Origin of the sequence: Brevibacterium sp. 50QC2O2 (assembly GCF_024580675.1) — a bacterium.
Classification (GTDB): Bacteria; Actinomycetota; Actinomycetes; order Actinomycetales; family Brevibacteriaceae; genus Brevibacterium; species Brevibacterium moorei.
The window spans coordinates 28,633-49,922 of the sequence record NZ_JANIJZ010000015.1; the positions used below are offsets into that span (position 1 = coordinate 28,633).

Here is a 21,290-nt window from a genome sequence, read left to right on the forward strand (position 1 = left end):
CATGCTGATTCCATCAGGTCGAAACCGGCGCTTGCCGGATCGGAGGAGGAACAGCGATGAGCAGTAACCAGAACGAGAACCCGCAGGATCAGTACGCGGCCCGGCCCGGGGCCACTACCGGCGGGCAGAGCGGAGACAGTCGCCTGGGACGGGGCGACGGCCTGCCGGGAGCGACCGGGCCGACGCTCCCGACCGGGCCGACGCTCCCGGCGGGGCCAGCGGGGCCGGCGAGTGGAGCGGAGCGTGCGGAGGGCGCACCGGCGCCCTACTATCCTCCGCAGCCAACAGCCGGACCGGCGGGAAGGCCCAAGCGCACGATCGGCCTGACCCCGGCGATTGCGGCGGGCGTCGGCCTGCTGCTGGTCGGGGGAGTGGCCGGCGGGGCGATCGGCGCGGCCGCAGCGGGTTCGTCCTCCGGTGGTTCGAGCCAGATGGGCGGTCCCGGCGGTGGCCAGGGAGGACCCGGTGGCGGTGGCCAAGGGGGCCCCGGCGGCATGGGTGGGAGCCAACAGGGCTCATCCTCGTCCTCGGGCGGGCAGAGCGGACACCAGGGCACCGCTCAGCAGGGCGGTCAGTCCGATTCGAGCGGTGGCACCACCTCCTCGGGTTCCGCGGGCGGGCCCACCGGCCAGTCGGCCGAAGAGCAGACGAGCCTGAGTCGCTATCTTGGGCAGGTCGAGAACGCCACGGTGGCCACTGTCCGAAAGGTCGGAGGCAACCTCGCCGATGCTGCGAGCTGGGCCGTTTGAGGGACTGGGGAGACGACCGCGCGCCGGTACACCCGAGCAGGTGTACCGGCGCGCCCGTACTGTGACGACTTCCACAAGATTGCCCTCTGCCAATCGTTTGACCGCCGGGGCGCGGGCGGTCTACTCTGGAAAGGACTGATTTCGATCAGCCATGTTCGCGTGCTCGCATGCGAACGATGTGGTCCCCGGTGTTGGAATTCGCGGTGTTATATCCGCCCGACACACCCGACCTCGGGTGCACAGGGACCGCGTACTTACTGCGATCGGGCAGGCAGCTTCACCCGATCGTATGGGACATGTTCGCACCAACGGTCGGCGGGCTCCGCCTGTTACCGCGGTGAGGACTTAGGAATATCGAGAAGCAACTGGAGAACACTTAAGTGCCTACCATTCAGCAGCTGGTCCGTAAGGGCCGGCACGACAAGGCCGCGAAGAACGCGACGCCTGCCCTGAAGGGCAGCCCGCAGCGCCGCGGTGTCTGCACCCGCGTTTACACCACCACCCCGAAGAAGCCGAACTCGGCACTGCGCAAGGTCGCTCGTGTCAAGCTGTCCTCGCAGATCGAGGTCACGGCGTACATTCCGGGTGAAGGCCACAACCTGCAGGAGCACTCCATCGTGCTCGTGCGCGGTGGCCGTGTGAAGGACCTCCCCGGCGTCCGCTACAAGATCATCCGCGGCACCCTCGATACGCAGGGCGTCAAGGGCCGCCAGCAGGCCCGCAGCCGCTACGGAGCCAAGAGGGAGAAGAAGTAATGCCTCGTAAGGGACCCGCACCCAAGCGCCCGGTCGTCATCGACCCGGTCTACAACTCGCCGATCGTCACGCAGCTGATCAACAAGGTCCTGCTCGACGGCAAGCGCTCCACCGCCGAACGCATCGTCTACGGTGCACTCGAAGGCGTGCGCGAGAAGAGCAACAACGATCCGGTACAGCAGCTGAAGAAGGCCCTGGACAACATCCGTCCGGCCCTCGAAGTCAAGTCCCGCCGCGTCGGCGGCGCGACCTACCAGGTCCCCGTCGACGTCAAGCCGGGCCGCGCCACCACGTTGGCCCTGCGCTGGCTGGTCGGCTTCTCCCGGCAGCGCCGCGAGAAGACCATGACCGAACGCCTGATGAACGAGATTCTCGACGCGTCGAACGGCCTCGGTGCCGCTGTCAAGCGCCGTGAGGATACGCACAAGATGGCCGAGTCGAACAAGGCCTTCGCACACTACCGCTGGTAATCCTCGGTTATACCCGGCGGGCCCGCAGGCCCGCCGGGGCCAGAAGCTCTAGACACGAGAGAGAGACACCGTGGCACTTGCAGTGCTCAAGGACCTCAACAAGGTCCGCAATATCGGCATCATGGCCCACATCGATGCCGGTAAGACCACCACGACGGAACGAATCCTGTTCTACACCGGTGTGAACTACAAGATCGGCGAAACGCACGATGGCGCTTCGACGATGGACTGGATGGAACAGGAAGCAGAGCGCGGTATCACGATCACGTCGGCCGCGACGACCTGCTACTGGAAAGACAACCAGATCAACATCATCGACACCCCCGGGCACGTCGACTTCACCGTTGAGGTGGAGCGTTCGCTGCGTGTGCTCGACGGTGCTGTCGCCGTGTTCGACGGCAAGGAGGGCGTGGAGCCCCAGTCGGAGACCGTCTGGCGCCAGGCCGACAAGTACGATGTCCCCCGCATCTGCTTCGTCAACAAGATGGACAAGCTGGGCGCGGACTTCTTCTTCACCGTGCAGACGATCGTCGATCGCCTGGGCGCGAAGCCGCTGGTGATGCAGGTGCCGATCGGCGCGGAGAACGACTTCCGCGGCGTCGTCGACCTGGTCGAGATGAAGGCATACGAATGGCCCGAGGTCTTCCCGGAGGATCACGACGAGTTCCACGCCAAGAAGGGCGATGAAACCCGCGGTCAGCTGGAGATCGAGGTGCCGATCCCCGAGGACATCGCGGACAAGGTCGCGGAATACCGTACGAAGCTCGTCGAAGACGTCGCCGAAGCCTCCGATGAGCTCATGGAAGCCTACCTGGAGAACGACGACCTGACGCTCGAGCAGCTCAAGTCCGGCATTCGCCACCTGACCGTGAACTCGGAGGCCTACCCGGTCTTCGCCGGTTCCGCGTACAAGAACAAGGGCGTTCAGCCCATGCTCGACGCGGTCATCGACTACCTGCCGACCCCGCTCGACGTGGGCGCGGTCGTCGGTCACGACCCGAAGGACGAAGAAGCCGAGCTCACCCGCGAGCCCTCGACCTCCGAGCCCTTCTCGGCTCTGGCCTTCAAGGTCGCCACGCACCCGTTCTTCGGCACGCTGACCTATGTCCGCGTGTACTCGGGTGAGGTCAAGCCGGGCGAGCAGGTCCTCAACGCGACCTCCGGCAAGAAGGAGCGCATCGGCAAGCTCTTCCAGATGCACTCCAACAAGGAGAACCCGGTGGAAGAGGCCGTTGCAGGCCACATCTACGCCTTCATCGGGCTCAAGGACACGACGACCGGCGATACGCTGTGCGACGCGTCGAACCCGATCTCGCTGGAGTCGATGACCTTCCCCGAGCCCGTGATCTCCGTGGCCATCGAGCCCAAGACCAAGGGCGACCAGGAGAAGCTCTCCGCGGCCATCCAGAAGTTCGTGAAGGAAGACCCGACCTACAAGGTCGAGTTGGACGCCGAAACCGGCCAGACCGTCATCTCCGGCATGGGCGAGCTCCACCTGGACATCCTGGTGGACCGCATGCGCCGCGAGTTCAAGGTCGATGCCAATGTGGGCAAGCCGCAGGTCGCCTACCGCGAAACCATTCGCCGGAAGGTCGAGAAGCAGGACTACACCCACAAGAAGCAGACCGGCGGTTCGGGTCAGTTCGCGAAGGTCCAGGTCACCATCGAGCCCCTCGAGGTCGAAGGCGATACGATCTACGAGTTCGACAACCAGATCACGGGTGGCCGCGTTCCGCGCGAGTACATCCCGTCGGTCGATGCGGGCATCCAGGATGCCATGCAGGTCGGTATCCTGGCCGGTTACCCGATGGTCGGCGTCAAGGCGACGCTGGTCGACGGTGCCTACCACGACGTCGACTCGTCCGAAATGGCCTTCAAGATCGCCGGCTCCATGGTCTTCAAGGAAGCCGCGCGCAAGGCCAGCCCCGTTCTGCTGGAACCGCTGATGGACGTTGAGGTGCGTACGCCCGAGGAGTACATGGGCGACGTCATCGGCGACCTGAACTCGCGTCGTGGCCAGGTGCAGTCGATGGAGGACGCCTCCGGCGTCAAGGTCGTCAAGGCACTGGTCCCGCTGTCCGAGATGTTCGGCTACATCGGCGACCTGCGGTCGAAGACCCAGGGCCGTGCGGTGTACTCGATGCAGTTCCAGAGCTATTCCGAGGTCCCGAAGGCAGTTGCCGACGAGATCATCCAGAAGACCCGCGGCGGAGAGTAATCTCCCCGTTCGCCGGCCGGGGGAGTGGTCCTCCGGCCGGCACCGACAGAAGAAACACGGTGGCGGCCCGCAACCCAGCGGGCCGTGCCATCCACGAGGAGGAACCCAGTGGCAAAGGCTACCTTTGATAGGAACAAGCCGCACGTCAACATCGGTACCATCGGTCACGTTGACCACGGTAAGACGACTCTGACCGCGGCAATCACCAAGGTACTGGCAGACAAGTACCCGGATCTGAACGAGGCCAAGGCCTTCGATCAGGTCGACAACGCTCCTGAGGAAAAGGAGCGCGGCATTACCATCAACGTCTCGCACGTTGAGTACCAGACCGAGAAGCGTCACTACGCTCACATCGACGCCCCCGGTCACGCCGACTACATCAAGAACATGATCACCGGCGCCGCCCAGATGGACGGTGCGATCCTGGTCGTCGCCGGCACCGATGGTCCGATGCCGCAGACCCGCGAGCACGTCCTGCTGGCTCGCCAGGTTGGCGTTCCCGCCATCGTCGTCGCGCTGAACAAGGCCGACATGGTCGATGACGAAGAGCTCCTCGACCTGGTCGAGATGGAGGTCTCGGAACTGCTCGAGTCGCAGGAATTCGATCCGGAGTCCCCGATCGTCCGCGTCTCCGCTCTGAAGGCCCTGGAAGGCGACCCCAAGTGGGTCAAGTCGGTCGAGGACCTGATGGAAGCCGTGGACAACTTCATCCCGGAGCCCGTCCGCGACACCGACAAGCCCTTCCTGATGCCCGTCGAGGACGTCTTCACCATCACCGGCCGCGGCACCGTCGTGACCGGTCGTGTGGAGACCGGCATCCTGCTGCCCAACGAGGAAGTCGAGATCGTCGGCATCAAGCCGGAAACCTCGAAGACCACCGTCACGGGTATCGAGATGTTCCGCAAGCAGCTGCCCGATGCGCGCGCCGGTGAAAACGTCGGCCTGCTGCTGCGCGGCACGAAGCGCGACGAGGTCGAGCGCGGCCAGGTCGTCGTGAAGCCGGGTTCGATCACCCCGCACACGCAGTTCGAGGGCCAGGTCTACGTCCTGTCCAAGGACGAGGGCGGGCGTCACAACCCGTTCTACTCGAACTACCGCCCGCAGTTCTACTTCCGCACGACCGACGTCACCGGCGTCATCACGCTGCCGGAAGGCACCGAAATGGTCATGCCGGGCGACAACACGGACATGTCCGTCGAGCTGATTCAGCCCGTCGCCATGGACGAGGGCCTGCGCTTCGCGATCCGCGAAGGCGGCCGCACCGTTGGTGCCGGCCGTGTCACCAAGATCAACAAGTGATCATCAGGTGATTGCGGCGGGGGAGACCCCGTAGGCACGAGGGGCCCCGGAACCGATTGGTTCCGGGGCCCCTTGCATGTACTGTGACGGGAATCCCACAGCCGATTTTCAGGATCGGCTTGTGGCCCCCTGAACGGATGTGCCATACTAGACGAGTTGCGTTTTGGGCCCCAGACCCCTGCACTGCGGCATTCGTGTCGCGAACGGCCCAGAACAGTCCGGAAGGAATCTGCAATAGCGGGTTCGCCTGTACCGGACAACACAGATTGAGTTATGCGTGTTTTCACCCGGTAGGGCAGGCGACACGCCCGACCGCGGGGGTCGGTCAATTCAGCCGGCACAGACCGCGTGATCCGAACAGGACCGCGGTTGATGGCCGGGAAGAACTAAAGATGGAGTTACGACGCCATGGCGGGACAGAAGATCCGCATCCGGCTCAAGTCGTACGACCACGCGGTTATCGACAGTGCTGCACGTAAAATCGTGGACACCGTCACCCGCGCTGGCGCTACGGTTGTGGGCCCCGTGCCGTTGCCGACCGAGAAGAACGTGTACTGCGTTATCCGGTCGCCGCACAAGTACAAGGACAGCCGTGAGCATTTCGAAATGCGCACGCACAAGCGTCTGATCGACATTGTCGACCCCACGCCGAAGGCCGTTGACTCGCTCATGCGCCTCGACCTGGCCGACGATGTCAACATCGAGATCAAGCTCTGAGGGGGAAGCAGTAATGGTGAACACTCGTTCCAAGCCTCTCCCCACCACCCGCAACGTCAAGGGCCTGCTGGGCATCAAGCTCGGCATGACCCAGGTGTGGGATGAGAACGCTAATCTCGTTCCCGTGACGGTCATCCAGGCCGGCGGCAACGTTGTCACGCAGGTCCGCAACGAAGACGTCGACGGCTACACCGCCGTGCAGATCGGCTTCGGGGAGATCGATCCGCGCAAGGTCAACAAGCCGACCGCCGGTCACTTCGAGAAGGCCGGGGTCGCCCCGCGCCGCCACCTCGTGGAACTGCGCACGGCCGACGCCGCCGAATACTCGCTGGGTCAGGAGCTCTCCGTGGAGACCTTCGAAGCCGGCGTGAAGGTCGATGCGACCGCGAAGACCAAGGGTAAGGGAACCGCGGGCGTTATGAAGCGCCACGGTTTCAAGGGTGTGGGTGCATCCCACGGTGCCCACCGCAACCACCGCAAGCCCGGTTCGATCGGCGGCGCTTCGACGCCCAGCCGTGTGTTCAAGGGTATGCGGATGGCCGGTCGCATGGGCAATGCCCGTCACACCACCCAGAACCTCACGATTCACGCGGTGGACGTTGAGAACAACCTGCTGCTCGTCAAGGGTGCCGTCCCCGGCCCCAAGAAGGGCGTTGTCCTCATCCGCACTGCTGCGAAGGAGGCCTGAGTTACATGACTGAGACCAAGAACATCGACGTGCTCGACCTGGCCGGCAAGAAGTCCGGTTCCGTCGAGCTGCCCGATGCCGTGTTCGGTGTGGCGACCAATGTGCCGCTGATCCACCAGGTCGTCGTCGCCCAGCTCGCTGCAGCGCGCCAGGGCACGCACAAGGCCAAGACGCGCTCGGAAGTGCGCGGCGGTGGCAAGAAGCCGTACAAGCAGAAGGGCACCGGTAACGCCCGTCAGGGTTCGATCCGTGCGCCGCAGTACGCCGGCGGTGGCATCGTCCACGGGCCGGTGCCGCGCGACTACTCGCAGCGGACCCCCAAGAAGATGAAGGCCGCCGCACTGCGCGGTGCCCTGTCGGACCGCGCACGCCTCGACCAGGTGTTCGTCGTGACCGGCCTGGTGGAGGGCGACAAGCCCTCGACCAAGCAGGCACGCGTCGCCCTCGAGCGTCTGTCGGACCGCAAGAACAAGCTCGTCGTGGTCGAGCGTTCCGATGAACTGACGCAGCTGAGCGCCCGTAACCTTTCCGACGTTCACGTCCTGTCCTTCGACCAGCTCAACACGTACGACGTGCTGATGGCCGATGACATCGTGTTCACGGAAGGTGCGTTCAACGCATTCCTGGCGTTCAACCAGGGCGCCAAGGCTGACAACGCCAAGAGCGAGGAGGCCGCCAAGTGAGCTCCGTACGTGTGAAGGACCCCCGCGACATCATCGTCGCACCGGTCGTTTCGGAAAAGTCCTACGCCGGGATGGACGAGGGCAAGTACACCTTCGTCGTCGACCAGGCCGCGACCAAGCCGGAAATCAAGTACGCAATCGAATCGATCTTCGGTGTGAAGGTCAGCTCGGTGAACACCCTGAATCGTCAGGGCAAGCGCCGCCGCACCCGGACGGGTTGGGGCAAGCGCAAGGACACCAAGCGTGCCATCGTCGCCCTCAAGGACGGTTCGATCGACATCTTCGGTGGATCGCTCTAAGCGAACCTCCTCGTTGAAGAAGGATTAAACATGGGAATCCGTAAGCACAAGCCGACGACACCGGGCCGCCGTGGCTCGTCGGTCGCCGACTTTGCCGAAGTGACTCGTTCCACGCCGGAAAAGTCGCTTCTCCGTCCCCTCCCGAAAAAGGGTGGACGTAACTCGCAGGGCCGTGTCACCGTCCGTCACCAGGGCGGTGGACACAAGCGCCAGTACCGCGTGATCGACTTCCGTCGTCACGACAAGGACGGCGTGCCGGCAAAGGTCGCTCACATCGAGTACGACCCGAACCGCACGGCTCGTATCGCGCTGCTGCACTACGCCGATGGCGCCAAGCGCTACATCATCGCGCCGAACAAGCTGGCGCAGGGTGACACCGTCGAGGCCGGTCCGGAAGCGGACATCAAGCCCGGTAACAACCTGCCGCTGCGCAACATCCCGGTCGGTACCGTCATCCACGCAGTCGAACTGCGTCCCGGCGGCGGCGCCAAGATCGGTCGTTCGGCCGGCGCATCCGTGCAGCTGGTCGCCAAGTTCGGCAAGTATGCGCAGCTGCGCATGCCGTCCGGTGAAATCCGCAACGTCGACGCGCGCTGCCGCGCGACCGTGGGCGAAGTGGGCAACGCCGAACAGTCGAACATCAACTGGGGCAAGGCCGGCCGCATGCGCTGGAAGGGCAAGCGCCCGACCGTCCGTGGTGTGGTCATGAACCCGATCGACCACCCGCACGGTGGCGGCGAGGGCCGGACCTCGGGTGGTCGCCACCCGGTCAGCCCGTGGGGCAAGCCGGAAGGCCGTACCCGCAAGCCCAACAAGGAAAGCGACAAGCTCATTGTGCGTCGTCGTCGCACCGGCAAGAAGCGTTGATAGGGAGCCTCAAACATGCCTCGTAGCCTGAAGAAGGGCCCCTTCGTTGATGAGCACCTCTACAAGAAGGTTGCTGCTCAGAACGAAAAGGGCACCAAGAATGTCATCAAGACTTGGTCCCGTCGCTCGATGATCGTCCCGGATTTCCTGGGTCACACGATCGCCGTGCACGATGGGCGCAAGCACGTCCCGGTGTTCATCACCGAATCGATGGTCGGGCACAAGCTCGGCGAATTCGCTCAGACGCGGACGTTCCGCGGCCACGAAAAGGACGACCGGAAGGGCCGCCGCCGCTGACGCGGTGACGTTCCAACGGTCATCGATTAGAAAGTAGGAAACGATGGAAGCCAAGGCAAAGGCACGCTTCGTGCGTGTTACGCCCCAGAAGGCTCGGCGTGTCGTTGACCTCGTTCGTGGTCAGCAGGCAACCGAAGCTCTGGCGGTCCTGAAATTTGCAGAGCAGGGGGCCTCCGAGCCCGTCCGCAAGCTGGTCGCGTCCGGCATCGCCAACGCGCGTCAGCAGGCCGACAAGCTCGGTACCGCCTTCGATGAGAACAATCTGGTCATCTCGGAGATCTTCGTCGACGAGGGACCCACCATGAAGCGGTTCCAGCCGCGCGCCCAGGGCCGCGCCTTCCGCATCAACAAGCGCACGAGCCACATCACCGTGGTTCTGTCCGATGGCGCGGAAGAGAAGGGTGAGGCCTGATGGGTCAGAAGATCAATCCGAACGGGTTCCGCCTCGGTATCACCACCGACCACAAGTCGAAGTGGTTCGCGGACTCGAACAAGCCGGGTCAGCGCTACGCCGACTATGTCGGTGAAGACGCCAAGATCCGCAAGATGCTGACGCAGAACCTCGAGCGCGCGGGCCTGTCCCGCGTCAACATCGAGCGCACCCGCGACCGCGTCCGCGTCGACATCCACACCGCCCGTCCGGGCATTGTGATCGGCCGTCGTGGCACGGAAGCCGACCGCCTGCGCGGTCAGCTCGAGAAGCTCACGGGCAAGCAGATCCAGCTGAACATCCTCGAGGTCAAGAACCCCGAGATCGATGCTCAGCTGGTCGCCCAGGGCGTTGCCGAACAGCTCGCCAGCCGTGTGGCCTTCCGCCGCGCGATGCGCAAGGCCATCCAGTCCGCTCAGCGGGCCGGCGCCAAGGGCATCCGCGTGCAGTGCTCCGGCCGTCTGGGTGGAGCCGAAATGAGCCGTTCCGAGTTCTACCGCGAGGGTCGCGTGCCGCTGCACACCCTGCGTGCGAACATCGACTACGGCTTCTACGAGGCCCACACGACCTTCGGCCGGATCGGCGTGAAGGTGTGGATCTACAAGGGCGACCTGACCGACAAGGAACTGGCCGCCGCCGAGGCAGCCGCTCCGAACCGCGGACCCCGCGGTGCCGGCCGTGGGCGTGGCCGTGGTGGCCGCGGTCGCGGACACCAGGGCGCGCCCGCAGCGAAGAAGACCGAACAGAGCGCCGAGGCTCCTGCCGCGGCCGGATCGGAGGGCTGACACGTGCTCATCCCGCGTCGTGTGAAGTACCGCAAGCAGCACCACCCCAAGCGCGGTGGCGTTGCCAAGGGTGGTACCGAGGTCACCTTCGGTGACTGGGGTATCCAGGCCCTTGAGGGCGCCTATGTGACGAACCGTCAGATCGAGGCAGCCCGTATCGCGATGACCCGCCACATCAAGCGTGGCGGCAAGGTCTGGATCAACATCTACCCGGACCGCCCGCTGACCAAGCGCCCCGCCGAAACCCGCATGGGTTCCGGTAAGGGTTCGCCCGAATGGTGGGTCGCGAACGTCAAGCCGGGCCGGGTTCTGTTCGAACTCGCCGGTGTGTCCGAGGAAGTCGCCCGCGAGGCCCTGCGCCTGGCGGTCCACAAGCTTCCGCTGAAAGCCCGCATCGTGTCCCGTGAAGGTGGTGAGTGACAATGGCAGTAGGTTCGAAGGACCTGTCCATGGACGTGCTCGACGGCTACGACAACGCTCGTCTGAACGAAGAGCTGAAGAAGGCCAAGGCCGAGCTGTTCAACCTGCGTTTCCAGTCGGCCACCGGCCAGCTGGAGAACAACGGTCGCCTCAAGGCCGTGCGCCGCGACATCGCCCGGATCTACACGGTTCTGCGCGAACGCGAACTGTCGATCCGTCCCAACCCGGCCGATGCCAAGGAAGAGGGTAAGTGATGGCTGAAGAGACCACCGCACCCGTGCGCAACAGCCGCAAGGTGATGCGCGGTTACGTCGTCTCCGACAAGATGGACAAGACCATCGTCGTCGAGGTCGAGGACCGCAAGAAGCACCACCTGTACGGCAAGGTCATGCGTACGACCACGAAGTACAAGGTGCACGACGAGAACAACGATGCCGGCATCGGCGATCTCGTCACTGTGACGGAAACCCGCCCGCTTTCGGCAACCAAGCGGTTCCGTCTGCTGGAAATCGTCGAGCGCGCCAAGTAAACTAAAAAGGTTGCATCCCCCGGGGTCCCTCCCGGTCCCGCCTCTTCCGCGGCGGCTACCGGGACCCGGGGGTTGGGGCATTTTTGTGTCAATAACCGTTCCGCAAGGCTCATGCACATGAGAACCAGCGCGACGACAGGAGAAAACTAGTGATCCAGCAGGAGTCGCGACTCAAAGTCGCTGACAACACCGGGGCTAAGGAAATCCTTACCATTCGGGTTCTGGGCGGTTCCGGCCGTAACTCGGCCGGCATCGGCGATACCATCGTCGCCACCGTCAAGGACGCCATCCCGGGCGGTAACGTCAAGAAGGGCGATGTGGTCAAGGCCGTCATCGTCCGGACGAAGAAGGAAACCCGCCGCAAGGACGGTTCCTACATCGCATTCGACGAGAACGCAGCCGTCATCCTCAAGGCCGACGGCGAACCCCGTGGTACCCGCATCTTCGGGCCGGTCGGCCGTGAACTCCGTGACAAGAAGTTCATGCGTATCGTCTCGCTCGCACCGGAGGTGTTGTGAGAATGGCAGCCAATAAGGTGAAAATGCACATCAAGAAGGGTGACCTGGTTCAGGTCATCTCCGGCGCGCGCCAGTCGCGCGGTGGCGATCGCGGCAAGCAGGGCAAGGTCCTGGCCGTGTTCCCGGAGCGCAACCGCGTCCTCGTCGAGGGCATCAACCGCGTGACCAAGCACAAGAAGCCGCAGCAGACGGCCTCGGGTGCGACGGCCGGCGGCATCGAGGTCGTCGAGGCCCCGATCCACGCGTCGAACGTCATGCTCGTCGATCCCAAGGACAAGAAGCCGACCCGCGTGGGCTACCGCGAAGAGGTCGTCGACCGCGACGGTAAGCAGAAGACCGTGCGCGTTCGCATCTCGCGCCGCACCGGGGAGGAGATCTGATGACTGAGACCGTTTCCCGTCCGCAGCCCCGCCTCAAGCAGGTCTACCGCGACGATATCGTCGCGAAGCTGCAGGATGAGTTCAACTACGCCAACCCGATGCAGGTTCCCGGCCTTGTCAAGGTCGTCGTGAACATGGGCGTCGGCGAAGCCGCACGTGATTCGAAGCTGATCGAGGGCGCGATCCGCGACCTGACCCTGATCACGGGTCAGAAGCCGGTCGTCACCCGGGCCAAGAAGTCCATCGCGCAGTTCAAGCTGCGTGAGGGCCAGGCCATCGGCGCGCACGTCACGATGCGCAACGCCCGCATGTGGGAGTTCCTGGACCGCGTGGTCAGCCTGGCGCTGCCCCGTATCCGCGACTTCCGCGGCCTGTCGGACCAGCAGTTCGACGGTAACGGCAACTACACGTTCGGTCTGAGCGAACAGTCGATGTTCCACGAAATCGATCAGGATTCGATCGATCGCGTGCGCGGCATGGACATCACCGTGGTGACCACGGCGAAGACCGACGACGAGGGCCGGGCGCTGCTGCGCCACCTGGGCTTCCCGTTCAAGACCAACTGACCACTACGTTGCAGGTCCGCCGACGCCGTCGGAGGAAACCACAACGAGGAAGGGCATCAGCCCAATGACTATGACTGATCCCGTCGCAGACATGCTTACGCGTCTGCGCAACGCCAATTCGGCGTACCACGAGGATGTCAGCATGCCTTCTTCCAAGCTGAAGGTGAACATCGCTGAAATCCTCAAGGCGGAGGGTTACATCTCCGACTACAGCGTCGCAGACGCCGAGGTCGGCAAGACCCTGTCGCTCGATCTGAAGTTCGGCCCCAACCGCGAACGTTCGATCGCCGGCCTCAAGCGCGTCTCGAAGCCCGGTCTGCGCGTTTACGCGAAGTCCACGAACCTCCCGAAGGTTCTGGGCGGCCTGGGCATCGCGATCCTGTCGACGTCCTCCGGTCTGCTGACCGACAAGCAAGCGGCCAAGAAGGGCGTGGGTGGGGAAGTCCTCGCCTACGTCTGGTAAAGGAAGGGGAAAGCACAATGTCACGTATTGGCAAGCAGCCGATCTCCATCCCGGCCGGCGTTGAGGTCAAGCTCAACGGCTCGCAGGTCGATGTGAAGGGCGCGAAGGCCGAACTGCACGTTCGGGTCGCCGACCCGATCACCGTGTCGATCGACGACAACATCATCACCGTGTCGCGCCCGAACGACGAGCGCGAATCGCGTTCGCTGCACGGCCTGACCCGTACGCTCATCCAGAACGCCATCATCGGCGTGACGGAGGGCTACGAGAAGAAGCTCGAAATCGTCGGCACCGGTTACCGCGTGCAGGCGAAGGGTGCGAACCTCGAATTCGCCCTGGGTTACAGCCACTCGATCACCGTGGAACCGCCGGCAGGCATCACGTTGAGCGTTGACGGCCAGACCAAGGTCACCGTCTCCGGCGCTGATAAGCAGCAGGTCGGCGAGGTCGCAGCAAACATCCGGAAGCTGCGCAAGCCCGAACCCTACAAGGGCAAGGGTGTGCGTTATGCCGGCGAAGTTGTACGCCGCAAGGTTGGAAAGGCTGGTAAGTAACCATGGCCTTTGGTATCAAGAAGCGCTACGGCAAGGGCAAGGCGGCCGCTCGTGCGCGCCGTCATGCACGCCTGCGCAAGCACATCTCCGGTACGCCGGCACGTCCGCGTCTGGTCGTCACCCGCTCTTCGCGTCACGTCTTCGTCCAGGTCATCGACGACACCGTGGGCAACACCGTTGCCTCGGCCTCGACGATGGAAGCCGACATGCGGACGTTCGACGGCGATAAGACCGCCAAGGCACGTCAGGTCGGCGCCCGCGTCGCCGAACGGGCCAAGGCCGCCGGCGTGGAAGCCGTGGTCTTCGACCGCGGTGGAAACGCCTACCACGGCCGTGTGCAGGCCGTCGCCGAAGGAGCTCGTGAAGGAGGGCTGTCCCTGTGAGCGCTGAAGAAACCCAGCAGCAGAACAACGATTCCGCTGCGAAGAACGAAGACCGCAAGGGTCAGGGCCGCGGCCGTGGCCGCGGCAACGACGGTGGCCGTGGTCGCGGCAACCGTGGTGACCGCGACGACCGCAACCAGTTCATCGAACACGTTGTGACCATCAACCGCGTGTCCAAGGTCGTCAAGGGTGGACGTCGGTTCTCCTTCACGGCTCTGGTCGTCGTGGGCGACGGTGAGGGCATGGTCGGCGTCGGTTACGGCAAGGCCAAGGAAGTTCCCGCGGCCATCGCCAAGGGCGTCGAGGAGGCGAAGAAGAACTTCTTCCGCGTCCCCCGCGTCCGCAAGACGATCCCGCACCCCGTGCAGGGCGAGGCCGCTGCCGGCGTCGTGCTGCTGCGTCCGGCCGCTCCCGGTACCGGTGTTATCGCCGGTGGTCCGGTGCGCGCCGTCCTCGACTGCGCCGGCATCTCCGACATCCTGTCGAAGTCGCTCGGTTCGTCGAACGCGATCAACATCGTGCACGCGACCATCGCGGCCCTCAAGGGCCTCGAGCGTCCCGAAGAGGTCGCGGCTCGCCGTGGCCTGCCCGTGGACGAGGTCGCTCCGCACGCTCTGCTGCGTGCGGCTGCTGAAACGGGGGCGAAGGCCTGATGGCAAAGCTCAAGATTACTCAGATCAAGTCGGGTATCGGTGGCAAGCGCAACCAGCGCGAAACCCTGAAGACCCTGGGCCTGAATCACCCGCACGCCTCGGTCGTGCGTGAGGATTCGCCCTCGGTCCGCGGACTGCTGAACGTCGTTCGCCACCTGGTCAAGACGGAAGAGGTGGACTGATCATGGCGGAAGAACGCGCTCTTAAGCTCCACAACCTTCGTCCCGCCCCGGGCTCGAACAAGGCCAAGACCCGCGTGGGTCGCGGTGAGGGCTCGAAGGGTAAGACGGCCGGTCGCGGCACCAAGGGCACGAAGGCCCGTTACCAGGTGCCCCACGGCTTCGAAGGTGGCCAGACGCCGCTGCACATGCGTCTGCCGAAGCTGCGTGGCTTCAAGAACCCGAACAAGGTGGTCTTCCAGGTCGTGAACCTGGACAAGCTCTCCACCCTGTTCCCCGAGGGCGGTACCGTGACGATCGCCGACCTGGTTGCCAAGGGTGCTGTGCGCCCCAACCAGCCGGTGAAGGTCCTGGGCGACGGTGAGATCACCGTCAAGCTGGATGTCACGGCCACGAAGTTCTCGGCCAGCGCCGTTGAGAAGATCAACGCCGCGGGCGGATCGACCACGGCCGCGTGAGACGCATCACCTGCGACTCACCGAGCCGCGGGCTCGTGCGCTCAGCGTAAGTGACGCGGGGGAGGATACCGGATTCGGTATCCTCCCCCGCGTGCATTCAGGGCTCGCGCCCCGCTGGGGGCCCGCGGCCCTGTCTCAGCGAACCGGCCCGGTTCATAAGGCATGCCTTAAAGCTGGTAGGGTTCAACCTGGCATTCATGTTTCACCGTGTCGCGCGCCCAAGCAGGGGTGTGGCGCGGACACCACCATCGGCGCACTGACGTCGACCAAAGTTTGGAGGACGCTTGCTCGGCGCAATTGGGCGGGCATTCAAGACGCCCGATCTGAGGAACAAACTCCTCTTCACCCTCGGTGTAATCGTTCTGTACCGCGTGGGGTGCTTCATCCCTGCACCCGGAGTCGACTACGAGGCCGTCAAGGCCTGCATCGCCTCCGCGGAGACAGGCGCGTTCGCGATGATCAACCTGTTCAGTGGCGGCGCGCTACTGCAGCTGTCGATCTTCGCCCTGGGCATCATGCCCTATATCACCGCCAGCATCATCACCCAGCTGCTGCGCGTGGTGATCCCCCGGTTCGAGGCCCTGCACAAAGAGGGCGCTTCCGGGCAGGGCAAACTGACCCAGTACACCCGGTACATGACGATCGGCCTGGCGATCCTCAACGCCACCACCCTGGTGACCACGGTGCGCACCGGCGCGCTGTTCGGCAACCAGGCCGGCTGCGACAACCTGATCCCCGACGATCAGTGGTGGAACATCGTCGTCATCATCCTGACCCTGACGGCCGGCACGGCCCTGATCATGTGGATGGGCGAGCAGATCACCGAACGCGGCATCGGCAACGGCATGTCGCTGATGATCTTCACCTCGGTCGCAGCGGGCTTCCCGTCCGCCTTCGGCTCGATCCTGCAGTCCAAGGGCATCGACGTCTTCGCGATCGTCGTGATCGTGGGCCTGGCAGTGGTCGCCCTGGTGGTCTTCGTCGAACAGTCCCAGCGCCGAATCCCCGTCCAATACGCCAAGCGCATGGTGGGCCGCCGGATGTTCGGTGGCACCTCGACCTACATTCCGATCAAGGTCAACCAGGCCGGTGTCATCCCGGTCATCTTCGCCAGCTCGATCCTGTACCTGCCCAGCCTGATCGCACAGTTCGGCGACCCCCAGTCCGGCTGGGTGCAGTGGATCCAGACGTACCTGACAAAGGGCGATCACCCGCTGTACATCACGATCTACCTGGTGCTCATCGTCTTCTTCGCGTTCTTCTACGTGGCGATCTCCTTCAACCCGGAGGAAGTCGCGGACAATATGAAGAAGTACGGTGGCTTCGTTCCAGGCATCCGCGCGGGCAATCCCACCGCCAGGTACTTGAGCTTCGTGCTCAACCGGATCACCTTCCCAGGGTCCATCTACCTGGCCTTCGTCGCGGCACTGCCACTGATCGCCTTCATCCTGATCGACGCGAATCAGAACTTCCCGTTCGGCGGTACCTCGCTGCTGATCGTGGTGGGCGTCGGCTTGGAGACGGTCAAGCAGATCGACTCGCAGCTGCAACAGCGCCACTATGAGGGCCTGCTGAAGTAGCCCGCAGGCGCGGCAGCCCTCCTGGTCGCCGCGCCCTTCTGGTTTTCCACACAATCCCCGATCCTCAAGGAGGGACACACCATGCGCATTATCCTGATCGGCCCGCCCGGGGCCGGCAAGGGCACCCAGGCCGCTCGGCTGCAGGAGGCCCTGCACATCCCGGCGATCTCCACCGGTGACATCTTCCGTGCCAATGTCAAGGGCGAAACCGAGCTGGGCAAGCTGGCCAAGCGCTATATGGACGCAGGTGAATACGTCCCGGACGAGGTGACCAACAAGATGGTCGCCGACCGGCTGGGCCAGGACGACGCGAAGAACGGCTTCCTGCTCGACGGGTACCCGCGCACTGCGGCCCAGGTCGACGAACTCGACAAGATGCTGGCTGCGGCCGACGTCGCGTTGGACGCGGTCGTCGAACTCACCGCGGACACCGACGAGGTGGTCGGGCGGCTGCTGGCCCGCGCGCAGATTCAGGGTCGCTCCGACGATACCGAGGACGTCATCCGGCACCGGCTGGACGTCTACGCGGCCGAAACGCAGCCGCTGACGACGATCTACGCCGACCGCGGCCTGCTCAAACAGGTCGACGGACTGGGCGAGATCGACGAGGTCACGGATCGTCTGCTGAAGGCTCTGCAGGCCTGATGTTCGGATCACACGTCCAGCTGAAGACGGACGATCAGATCCGCGCGATGCGTCGCGCGGGTCTGGTGACGCGGGCCGCCCTCGAGGCGGCCCGCGCCGTTTGTGTGGCCGGCAATACGACGAGGGATGTGGACGCGGCCGCGGCCAAGGCGATCGCGGACGCGGGTGCGACGCCGAACTTCCTGGGTTACTACGGCTATCCCGCGACCGTGTGCATCTCCGTCAACGACACCGTGGTCCACGGCATCCCAGACGATTATGTGCTGGCCGACGGCGACCTGGTGTCGATCGACGGCGGGGCGATCGTCGACGGTTGGCACGGGGACTCCGCCTTCACGATGATCGTGGGCGGGCCGCAGCACGCCGACCCGGCCGATCAGCGACTCTCCGATGCGACCGAGGCCGCGATGTGGGCGGGTATCGCCGCTTTCGCCACGGCCCGGCGGGTCGGCGACATCGGCAATGCGATCGATGCCTATGCCACGGAGAACGTCCCCGATCTGGGCTTGGTGGAGGAGTTCACCGGTCATGGGATCGGCACCGCCATGCACATGGAACCCGAGGTGCTGAACTTCGCGGCCTCGAACCAGGGCCCACGGGTGAAGACCGGCATGGTGTTGTGCGTGGAGCCCATGCTCACCGCCGGCGGCATCGAAACGGTCACGCTCGAAGACGACTGGACGGTCAAGACCGTCGACGGCAAGCGCGCCAGCCACTGGGAGAACACGGTGGCCCGTCATGCCGGTGGCATCTGGGTGCTCACGGAGGAGGACGGGGGTCTCGCGGGGCTGGCGCCCTACGGCATCACCCCGGTCCCGCTCTAATCGCCCGTGGCTCTTCGGCCCGGCCCCTCCGGTCTATGCGTGGTGCACGCCATAGGCCATAGGGGCCGGGCGCTCTTGTCATCGGGGGGAAGGGGCGTGTACAGTGGTGTTTTGGTCTGTGGACTTCGTCATGCCTTTGGTTCGCCGGGGCGATGGGTGCGCAGACCACGGTAGAAGCGGGCGGGTGATCGCCCGCGACGCGATCCAAACGCAGTAGGTCTGCGAGAAAATGGGGTAACCAGTCGATATGGCCAAAAAAGAAGGGGTCATTGAGATCGAGGGCACCGTCGTCGAAGCTCTCCCGAACGCATCGTTCCGGGTCGAGCTGAGCAACGGCCACCTGGTGCTCGCGCACATCTCCGGAAAGATGCGCCAGCATTACATCCGCATCCTTCCCGAAGACCGTGTCGTGGTGGAGCTGTCTCCCTACGACCTGTCGCGCGGACGTATCGTCTACCGGTACAAGTAAAAGATCTTTTCGACAATTTCGCGTCCGATCCCCGCGGGCTTGCAGCCGGTGGGGATTTGAGCGTGGAACAAAGGAACAGCTATGAAGGTAAAGCCTAGCGTCAAGAGGATCTGCGACAACTGCAAGGTCATCCGCCGCAACTCGCGCGTCATGGTGATCTGCACGAACCCGCGCCACAAGCAGCGTCAGGGCTGAGTCCGGAACTCCGGACCCAAGCTTTCGCAGATCAGACGGTTCGCACCCGACCCACAGTGACCTCGGCCGCCGATAACCGGTGGTGGGGCGAGCGGCAGGGAGACGGTGAGACCACACCCAAGCAGGTCTCGACCCCCGCGCACAACCTTCCAGAGCACCCAGGGCGTTCGCCCCGGGAGGCATGGACGAATTGCACGGGACGACACCCCCGGTTCGAAGGCCGGGGACCAGGCCGGAAGACGGGCCCACACGGGCTGCGCTCCGGACCGGACAGGCCTGAGTAAGCACCTTCGATACAAACAACTGGAGAAATAATGGCACGTCTTGCCGGAGTCGATCTCCCGCGTGAGAAGCGCGTGGAAATCGCCCTGACATACATTTTCGGTGTGGGCCGCACTCGTGCGAGCCAGACCCTGACGGAGACCGGTGTCAGCCCCGACACCCGTGTGAAGGACCTGACCGACGATGAGCTCGTGCGCCTGCGCGACTACATCGAGGGCACGTTCAAGGTTGAAGGTGACCTCCGCCGCGAGGTCGCAGCCGACATTCGCCGCAAGATCGAAATCGGCAGCTACCAGGGCCTGCGCCACCGTCGTGGCCTGCCCGTCCGCGGCCAGCGTACCAAGACGAACGCCCGTACCCGCAAGGGTCCGAAGCGCACCGTCGCCGGTAAGAAGAAGTAAACCCTCAGGTTCGATCAGGAGAATCACACATGCCTCCCAAGTCTCGCGCTGCCGCTGCTGCGCGTAAGCCTCGCCGCAAGGACCGGAAGAACGTAGTCAACGGCCAGGCTCACATCAAGTCCACCTTCAACAACACCATCGTGTCGATCACCGACTCGACCGGTGCCGTCATCTCCTGGGCCTCGTCCGGCGAGGTCGGCTTCAAGGGTTCGCGCAAGTCGACCCCCTACGCCGCTCAGATGGCCGCGGAATCCGCTGCCCGCCGCGCACAGGAACACGGCCTGAAGAAGGTCGACGTCTTCGTCAAGGGCCCGGGTTCGGGCCGTGAGACCGCGATCCGCTCGCTGCAGGCCACCGGCCTGGAACTGGGCACGATCCAGGACGTCACCCCGGTGCCGCACAACGGTTGCCGTCCCCCGAAGCGTCGCCGCGGCTGAGAACGCCCCAGCACTAATCACCGCAAGCGTTTAGAGTTCTCACTCTCTGGCATTGCGAGCGTCATATAGCGGATGCTCGCTGAAAGGAAGCCCACGTGCTCATTGCACAGCGCCCCACGCTCACGGAAGAGGTCGTCTCCGAATACCGTTCCCGTTTCGTCATCGAACCGCTGGAACCGGGCTTCGGCTACACCCTCGGCAACTCGCTGCGTCGCACTCTGCTGTCGTCGATTCCTGGTGCAGCTGTCACCAGTGTCCGCGTCGACGGTGTTCTGCACGAGTTCACCACCGTGCCCGGTGTGAAGGAAGACGTCACCGAATTCCTTCTTAACCTCAAGTCCCTTGTCGTGTCTTCGGAATTCGATGAGCCCGTCGTGGCCTACCTGCGCAAGCAGGGCCCCGGCATCGTCACGGCTGCCGATATCTCGGCTCCCGGTGGCGTTGAGATCCACAACCCGGATCTGTTCATCGCAACGCTGAACGAGTCCGCTTCGCTGGACATGGAACTGACGATCGAACGCGGTCGCGGTTATGTGTCCTCGGCGCAGAACAAGAACCCCGATGCGGAGATCGGCCGGATCCCGGTCGACTCCATCTACTCGCCGGTTATGAAGGTGACTTACAAGGTCGAGGCGACCCGCGTCGAACAGCGGACCGACTTCGATCGTCTCATCGTCGACGTTGAGACCAAGCCGTCCATCGTTCCGCGCGACGCCCTGGCGTCCGCGGGCAAGACGCTGGTCGAACTCTTCGGGCTCGCCCGGGAACTGAACGTCGAAGCGGAGGGCATTGAGATCGGCCCGTCGCCGGTGGACGCAGCCATGGCTGCGGACCTGGCGCTGGCCATCGAGGATCTGGACCTGACGGTCCGGTCCTACAACTGCCTGAAGCGCGAGGGCATCCACACGGTCGGCGAACTCGTCGCCCGGTCAGAGGCGGACCTCATGGACATCCGCAACTTCGGTTCGAAGTCCATCGACGAGGTCAAGGAGAAGCTCGCCGAGCTCAACCTCAGCCTCAAGGACAGCCCCGCCGGCTTCGGTGAAGACGCCCCCGCAGACGACGACGCGTTCGTCGAAGACGAGCAGTTCTAAGAA

Annotated in this window: 33 protein-coding genes; all 33 read left to right on the plus strand. The window is 64.3% G+C overall.

The window, feature by feature from the left end:
• Positions 1-56: 56 nt before the first annotated feature.
• Positions 57-749, plus strand: coding sequence for a hypothetical protein (locus NQ038_RS12095; RefSeq protein ID WP_257048543.1), 693 nt, complete (start codon positions 57-59; stop codon positions 747-749).
• Between the two features lie 380 nt (positions 750-1,129).
• Positions 1,130-1,504, plus strand: a complete 375-nt coding sequence (rpsL, locus tag NQ038_RS12100; RefSeq protein WP_257048545.1) for a 30S ribosomal protein S12 — start codon at positions 1,130-1,132, stop codon at positions 1,502-1,504.
• Positions 1,504-1,974 carry a 30S ribosomal protein S7 gene (rpsG, locus tag NQ038_RS12105; RefSeq protein WP_257048546.1) on the plus strand — a complete coding sequence of 157 codons (471 nt, stop codon included), beginning with the start codon at positions 1,504-1,506 and terminating at the stop codon, positions 1,972-1,974. Before rpsL ends, rpsG begins: the two co-directional genes overlap by 1 nt.
• Before the next feature lie 70 nt (positions 1,975-2,044).
• Positions 2,045-4,192, plus strand: a complete 2,148-nt coding sequence (gene fusA / locus NQ038_RS12110; RefSeq protein ID WP_257062675.1) for an elongation factor G — start codon at positions 2,045-2,047, stop codon at positions 4,190-4,192.
• Positions 4,193-4,300: 108 nt separating this feature from the next.
• On the plus strand, positions 4,301-5,491 hold the full coding sequence (gene tuf, locus NQ038_RS12115; RefSeq protein ID WP_257048548.1) for an elongation factor Tu: 1,191 nt from the start codon (positions 4,301-4,303) through the stop codon (positions 5,489-5,491).
• A 408-nt stretch (positions 5,492-5,899) separates the two neighbouring features.
• Complete coding sequence (gene rpsJ, locus NQ038_RS12120) at positions 5,900-6,208, plus strand: 30S ribosomal protein S10 (RefSeq protein ID WP_009379191.1); 309 nt, start codon at positions 5,900-5,902, stop codon at positions 6,206-6,208.
• A gap of 13 nt (positions 6,209-6,221) precedes the next feature.
• On the plus strand, positions 6,222-6,896 hold the full coding sequence (gene rplC, locus NQ038_RS12125; RefSeq protein WP_257048550.1) for a 50S ribosomal protein L3: 675 nt from the start codon (positions 6,222-6,224) through the stop codon (positions 6,894-6,896).
• A gap of 5 nt (positions 6,897-6,901) precedes the next feature.
• A complete protein-coding gene (gene rplD, locus NQ038_RS12130; protein ID WP_257048552.1) occupies positions 6,902-7,579 on the plus strand; it encodes a 50S ribosomal protein L4 in 678 nt (225 codons plus the stop codon).
• Entirely contained in the window at positions 7,576-7,878 is a 303-nt protein-coding gene (gene rplW, locus NQ038_RS12135; RefSeq protein ID WP_257048553.1) for a 50S ribosomal protein L23, read from the plus strand. Before rplD ends, rplW begins: the two co-directional genes overlap by 4 nt.
• Before the next feature lie 30 nt (positions 7,879-7,908).
• Positions 7,909-8,745: a 50S ribosomal protein L2 gene (gene rplB, locus NQ038_RS12140; RefSeq protein ID WP_257048554.1), complete on the plus strand. Its 837-nt coding sequence runs from the start codon at positions 7,909-7,911 to the stop codon at positions 8,743-8,745.
• 15 nt (positions 8,746-8,760) lie between these two features.
• Positions 8,761-9,042, plus strand: coding sequence for a 30S ribosomal protein S19 (rpsS, locus tag NQ038_RS12145; RefSeq protein WP_257048555.1), 282 nt, complete (start codon positions 8,761-8,763; stop codon positions 9,040-9,042).
• Between the two features lie 43 nt (positions 9,043-9,085).
• Positions 9,086-9,454, plus strand: coding sequence for a 50S ribosomal protein L22 (rplV, locus tag NQ038_RS12150; RefSeq protein ID WP_257048556.1), 369 nt, complete (start codon positions 9,086-9,088; stop codon positions 9,452-9,454).
• Entirely contained in the window at positions 9,454-10,257 is an 804-nt protein-coding gene (rpsC, locus tag NQ038_RS12155; protein ID WP_257048558.1) for a 30S ribosomal protein S3, read from the plus strand. Before rplV ends, rpsC begins: the two co-directional genes overlap by 1 nt.
• Positions 10,258-10,260: 3 nt before the next feature.
• Positions 10,261-10,677, plus strand: coding sequence for a 50S ribosomal protein L16 (rplP, locus tag NQ038_RS12160; RefSeq protein WP_257048559.1), 417 nt, complete (start codon positions 10,261-10,263; stop codon positions 10,675-10,677).
• Between the two features lie 2 nt (positions 10,678-10,679).
• On the plus strand, positions 10,680-10,931 hold the full coding sequence (gene rpmC, locus NQ038_RS12165; RefSeq protein ID WP_306427979.1) for a 50S ribosomal protein L29: 252 nt from the start codon (positions 10,680-10,682) through the stop codon (positions 10,929-10,931).
• Complete coding sequence (rpsQ, locus tag NQ038_RS12170; protein ID WP_257048560.1) at positions 10,931-11,206, plus strand: 30S ribosomal protein S17; 276 nt, start codon at positions 10,931-10,933, stop codon at positions 11,204-11,206. Before rpmC ends, rpsQ begins: the two co-directional genes overlap by 1 nt.
• Before the next feature lie 149 nt (positions 11,207-11,355).
• On the plus strand, positions 11,356-11,724 hold the full coding sequence (gene rplN / locus NQ038_RS12175; RefSeq protein WP_257048561.1) for a 50S ribosomal protein L14: 369 nt from the start codon (positions 11,356-11,358) through the stop codon (positions 11,722-11,724).
• Positions 11,725-11,726: 2 nt separating this feature from the next.
• Positions 11,727-12,104 carry a 50S ribosomal protein L24 gene (gene rplX / locus NQ038_RS12180; RefSeq protein WP_257048563.1) on the plus strand — a complete coding sequence of 126 codons (378 nt, stop codon included), beginning with the start codon at positions 11,727-11,729 and terminating at the stop codon, positions 12,102-12,104.
• Positions 12,104-12,670 carry a 50S ribosomal protein L5 gene (gene rplE, locus NQ038_RS12185; protein ID WP_257048564.1) on the plus strand — a complete coding sequence of 189 codons (567 nt, stop codon included), beginning with the start codon at positions 12,104-12,106 and terminating at the stop codon, positions 12,668-12,670. The genes rplX and rplE overlap by 1 nt, the downstream gene beginning before the upstream one ends.
• 64 nt (positions 12,671-12,734) lie before the next feature.
• On the plus strand, positions 12,735-13,133 hold the full coding sequence (gene rpsH / locus NQ038_RS12190) for a 30S ribosomal protein S8 (RefSeq protein ID WP_257048566.1): 399 nt from the start codon (positions 12,735-12,737) through the stop codon (positions 13,131-13,133).
• 17 nt (positions 13,134-13,150) lie between these two features.
• Positions 13,151-13,687 carry a 50S ribosomal protein L6 gene (rplF, locus tag NQ038_RS12195; RefSeq protein WP_257059533.1) on the plus strand — a complete coding sequence of 179 codons (537 nt, stop codon included), beginning with the start codon at positions 13,151-13,153 and terminating at the stop codon, positions 13,685-13,687.
• A gap of 2 nt (positions 13,688-13,689) precedes the next feature.
• On the plus strand, positions 13,690-14,070 hold the full coding sequence (gene rplR, locus NQ038_RS12200; RefSeq protein WP_257048568.1) for a 50S ribosomal protein L18: 381 nt from the start codon (positions 13,690-13,692) through the stop codon (positions 14,068-14,070).
• On the plus strand, positions 14,067-14,723 hold the full coding sequence (gene rpsE, locus NQ038_RS12205; protein WP_257048569.1) for a 30S ribosomal protein S5: 657 nt from the start codon (positions 14,067-14,069) through the stop codon (positions 14,721-14,723). Before rplR ends, rpsE begins: the two co-directional genes overlap by 4 nt.
• On the plus strand, positions 14,723-14,905 hold the full coding sequence (rpmD, locus tag NQ038_RS12210) for a 50S ribosomal protein L30 (RefSeq protein ID WP_257048570.1): 183 nt from the start codon (positions 14,723-14,725) through the stop codon (positions 14,903-14,905). Before rpsE ends, rpmD begins: the two co-directional genes overlap by 1 nt.
• A gap of 2 nt (positions 14,906-14,907) precedes the next feature.
• Complete coding sequence (gene rplO, locus NQ038_RS12215) at positions 14,908-15,360, plus strand: 50S ribosomal protein L15 (protein ID WP_257048571.1); 453 nt, start codon at positions 14,908-14,910, stop codon at positions 15,358-15,360.
• Between the two features lie 284 nt (positions 15,361-15,644).
• Positions 15,645-16,940 carry a preprotein translocase subunit SecY gene (gene secY / locus NQ038_RS12220; protein WP_257048572.1) on the plus strand — a complete coding sequence of 432 codons (1,296 nt, stop codon included), beginning with the start codon at positions 15,645-15,647 and terminating at the stop codon, positions 16,938-16,940.
• A gap of 81 nt (positions 16,941-17,021) precedes the next feature.
• Complete coding sequence (locus NQ038_RS12225) at positions 17,022-17,585, plus strand: adenylate kinase (RefSeq protein WP_257062676.1); 564 nt, start codon at positions 17,022-17,024, stop codon at positions 17,583-17,585.
• The gene (map, locus tag NQ038_RS12230) at positions 17,585-18,409 is read left to right on the plus strand and encodes a type I methionyl aminopeptidase (protein WP_257048574.1); all 825 of its coding nucleotides are present in this window, start codon (positions 17,585-17,587) and stop codon (positions 18,407-18,409) included. Before NQ038_RS12225 ends, map begins: the two co-directional genes overlap by 1 nt.
• A gap of 247 nt (positions 18,410-18,656) precedes the next feature.
• Positions 18,657-18,878 carry a translation initiation factor IF-1 gene (gene infA, locus NQ038_RS12235; RefSeq protein WP_257048576.1) on the plus strand — a complete coding sequence of 74 codons (222 nt, stop codon included), beginning with the start codon at positions 18,657-18,659 and terminating at the stop codon, positions 18,876-18,878.
• A gap of 81 nt (positions 18,879-18,959) precedes the next feature.
• On the plus strand, positions 18,960-19,073 hold the full coding sequence (rpmJ, locus tag NQ038_RS12240) for a 50S ribosomal protein L36 (protein WP_257048577.1): 114 nt from the start codon (positions 18,960-18,962) through the stop codon (positions 19,071-19,073).
• A gap of 314 nt (positions 19,074-19,387) precedes the next feature.
• A complete protein-coding gene (rpsM, locus tag NQ038_RS12245) occupies positions 19,388-19,756 on the plus strand; it encodes a 30S ribosomal protein S13 (protein ID WP_257048578.1) in 369 nt (122 codons plus the stop codon).
• 29 nt (positions 19,757-19,785) lie between these two features.
• Positions 19,786-20,193 carry a 30S ribosomal protein S11 gene (gene rpsK / locus NQ038_RS12250; RefSeq protein WP_257059536.1) on the plus strand — a complete coding sequence of 136 codons (408 nt, stop codon included), beginning with the start codon at positions 19,786-19,788 and terminating at the stop codon, positions 20,191-20,193.
• A gap of 95 nt (positions 20,194-20,288) precedes the next feature.
• Positions 20,289-21,287, plus strand: coding sequence for a DNA-directed RNA polymerase subunit alpha (locus NQ038_RS12255; protein WP_257048580.1), 999 nt, complete (start codon positions 20,289-20,291; stop codon positions 21,285-21,287).
• Positions 21,288-21,290: the final 3 nt, after the last annotated feature.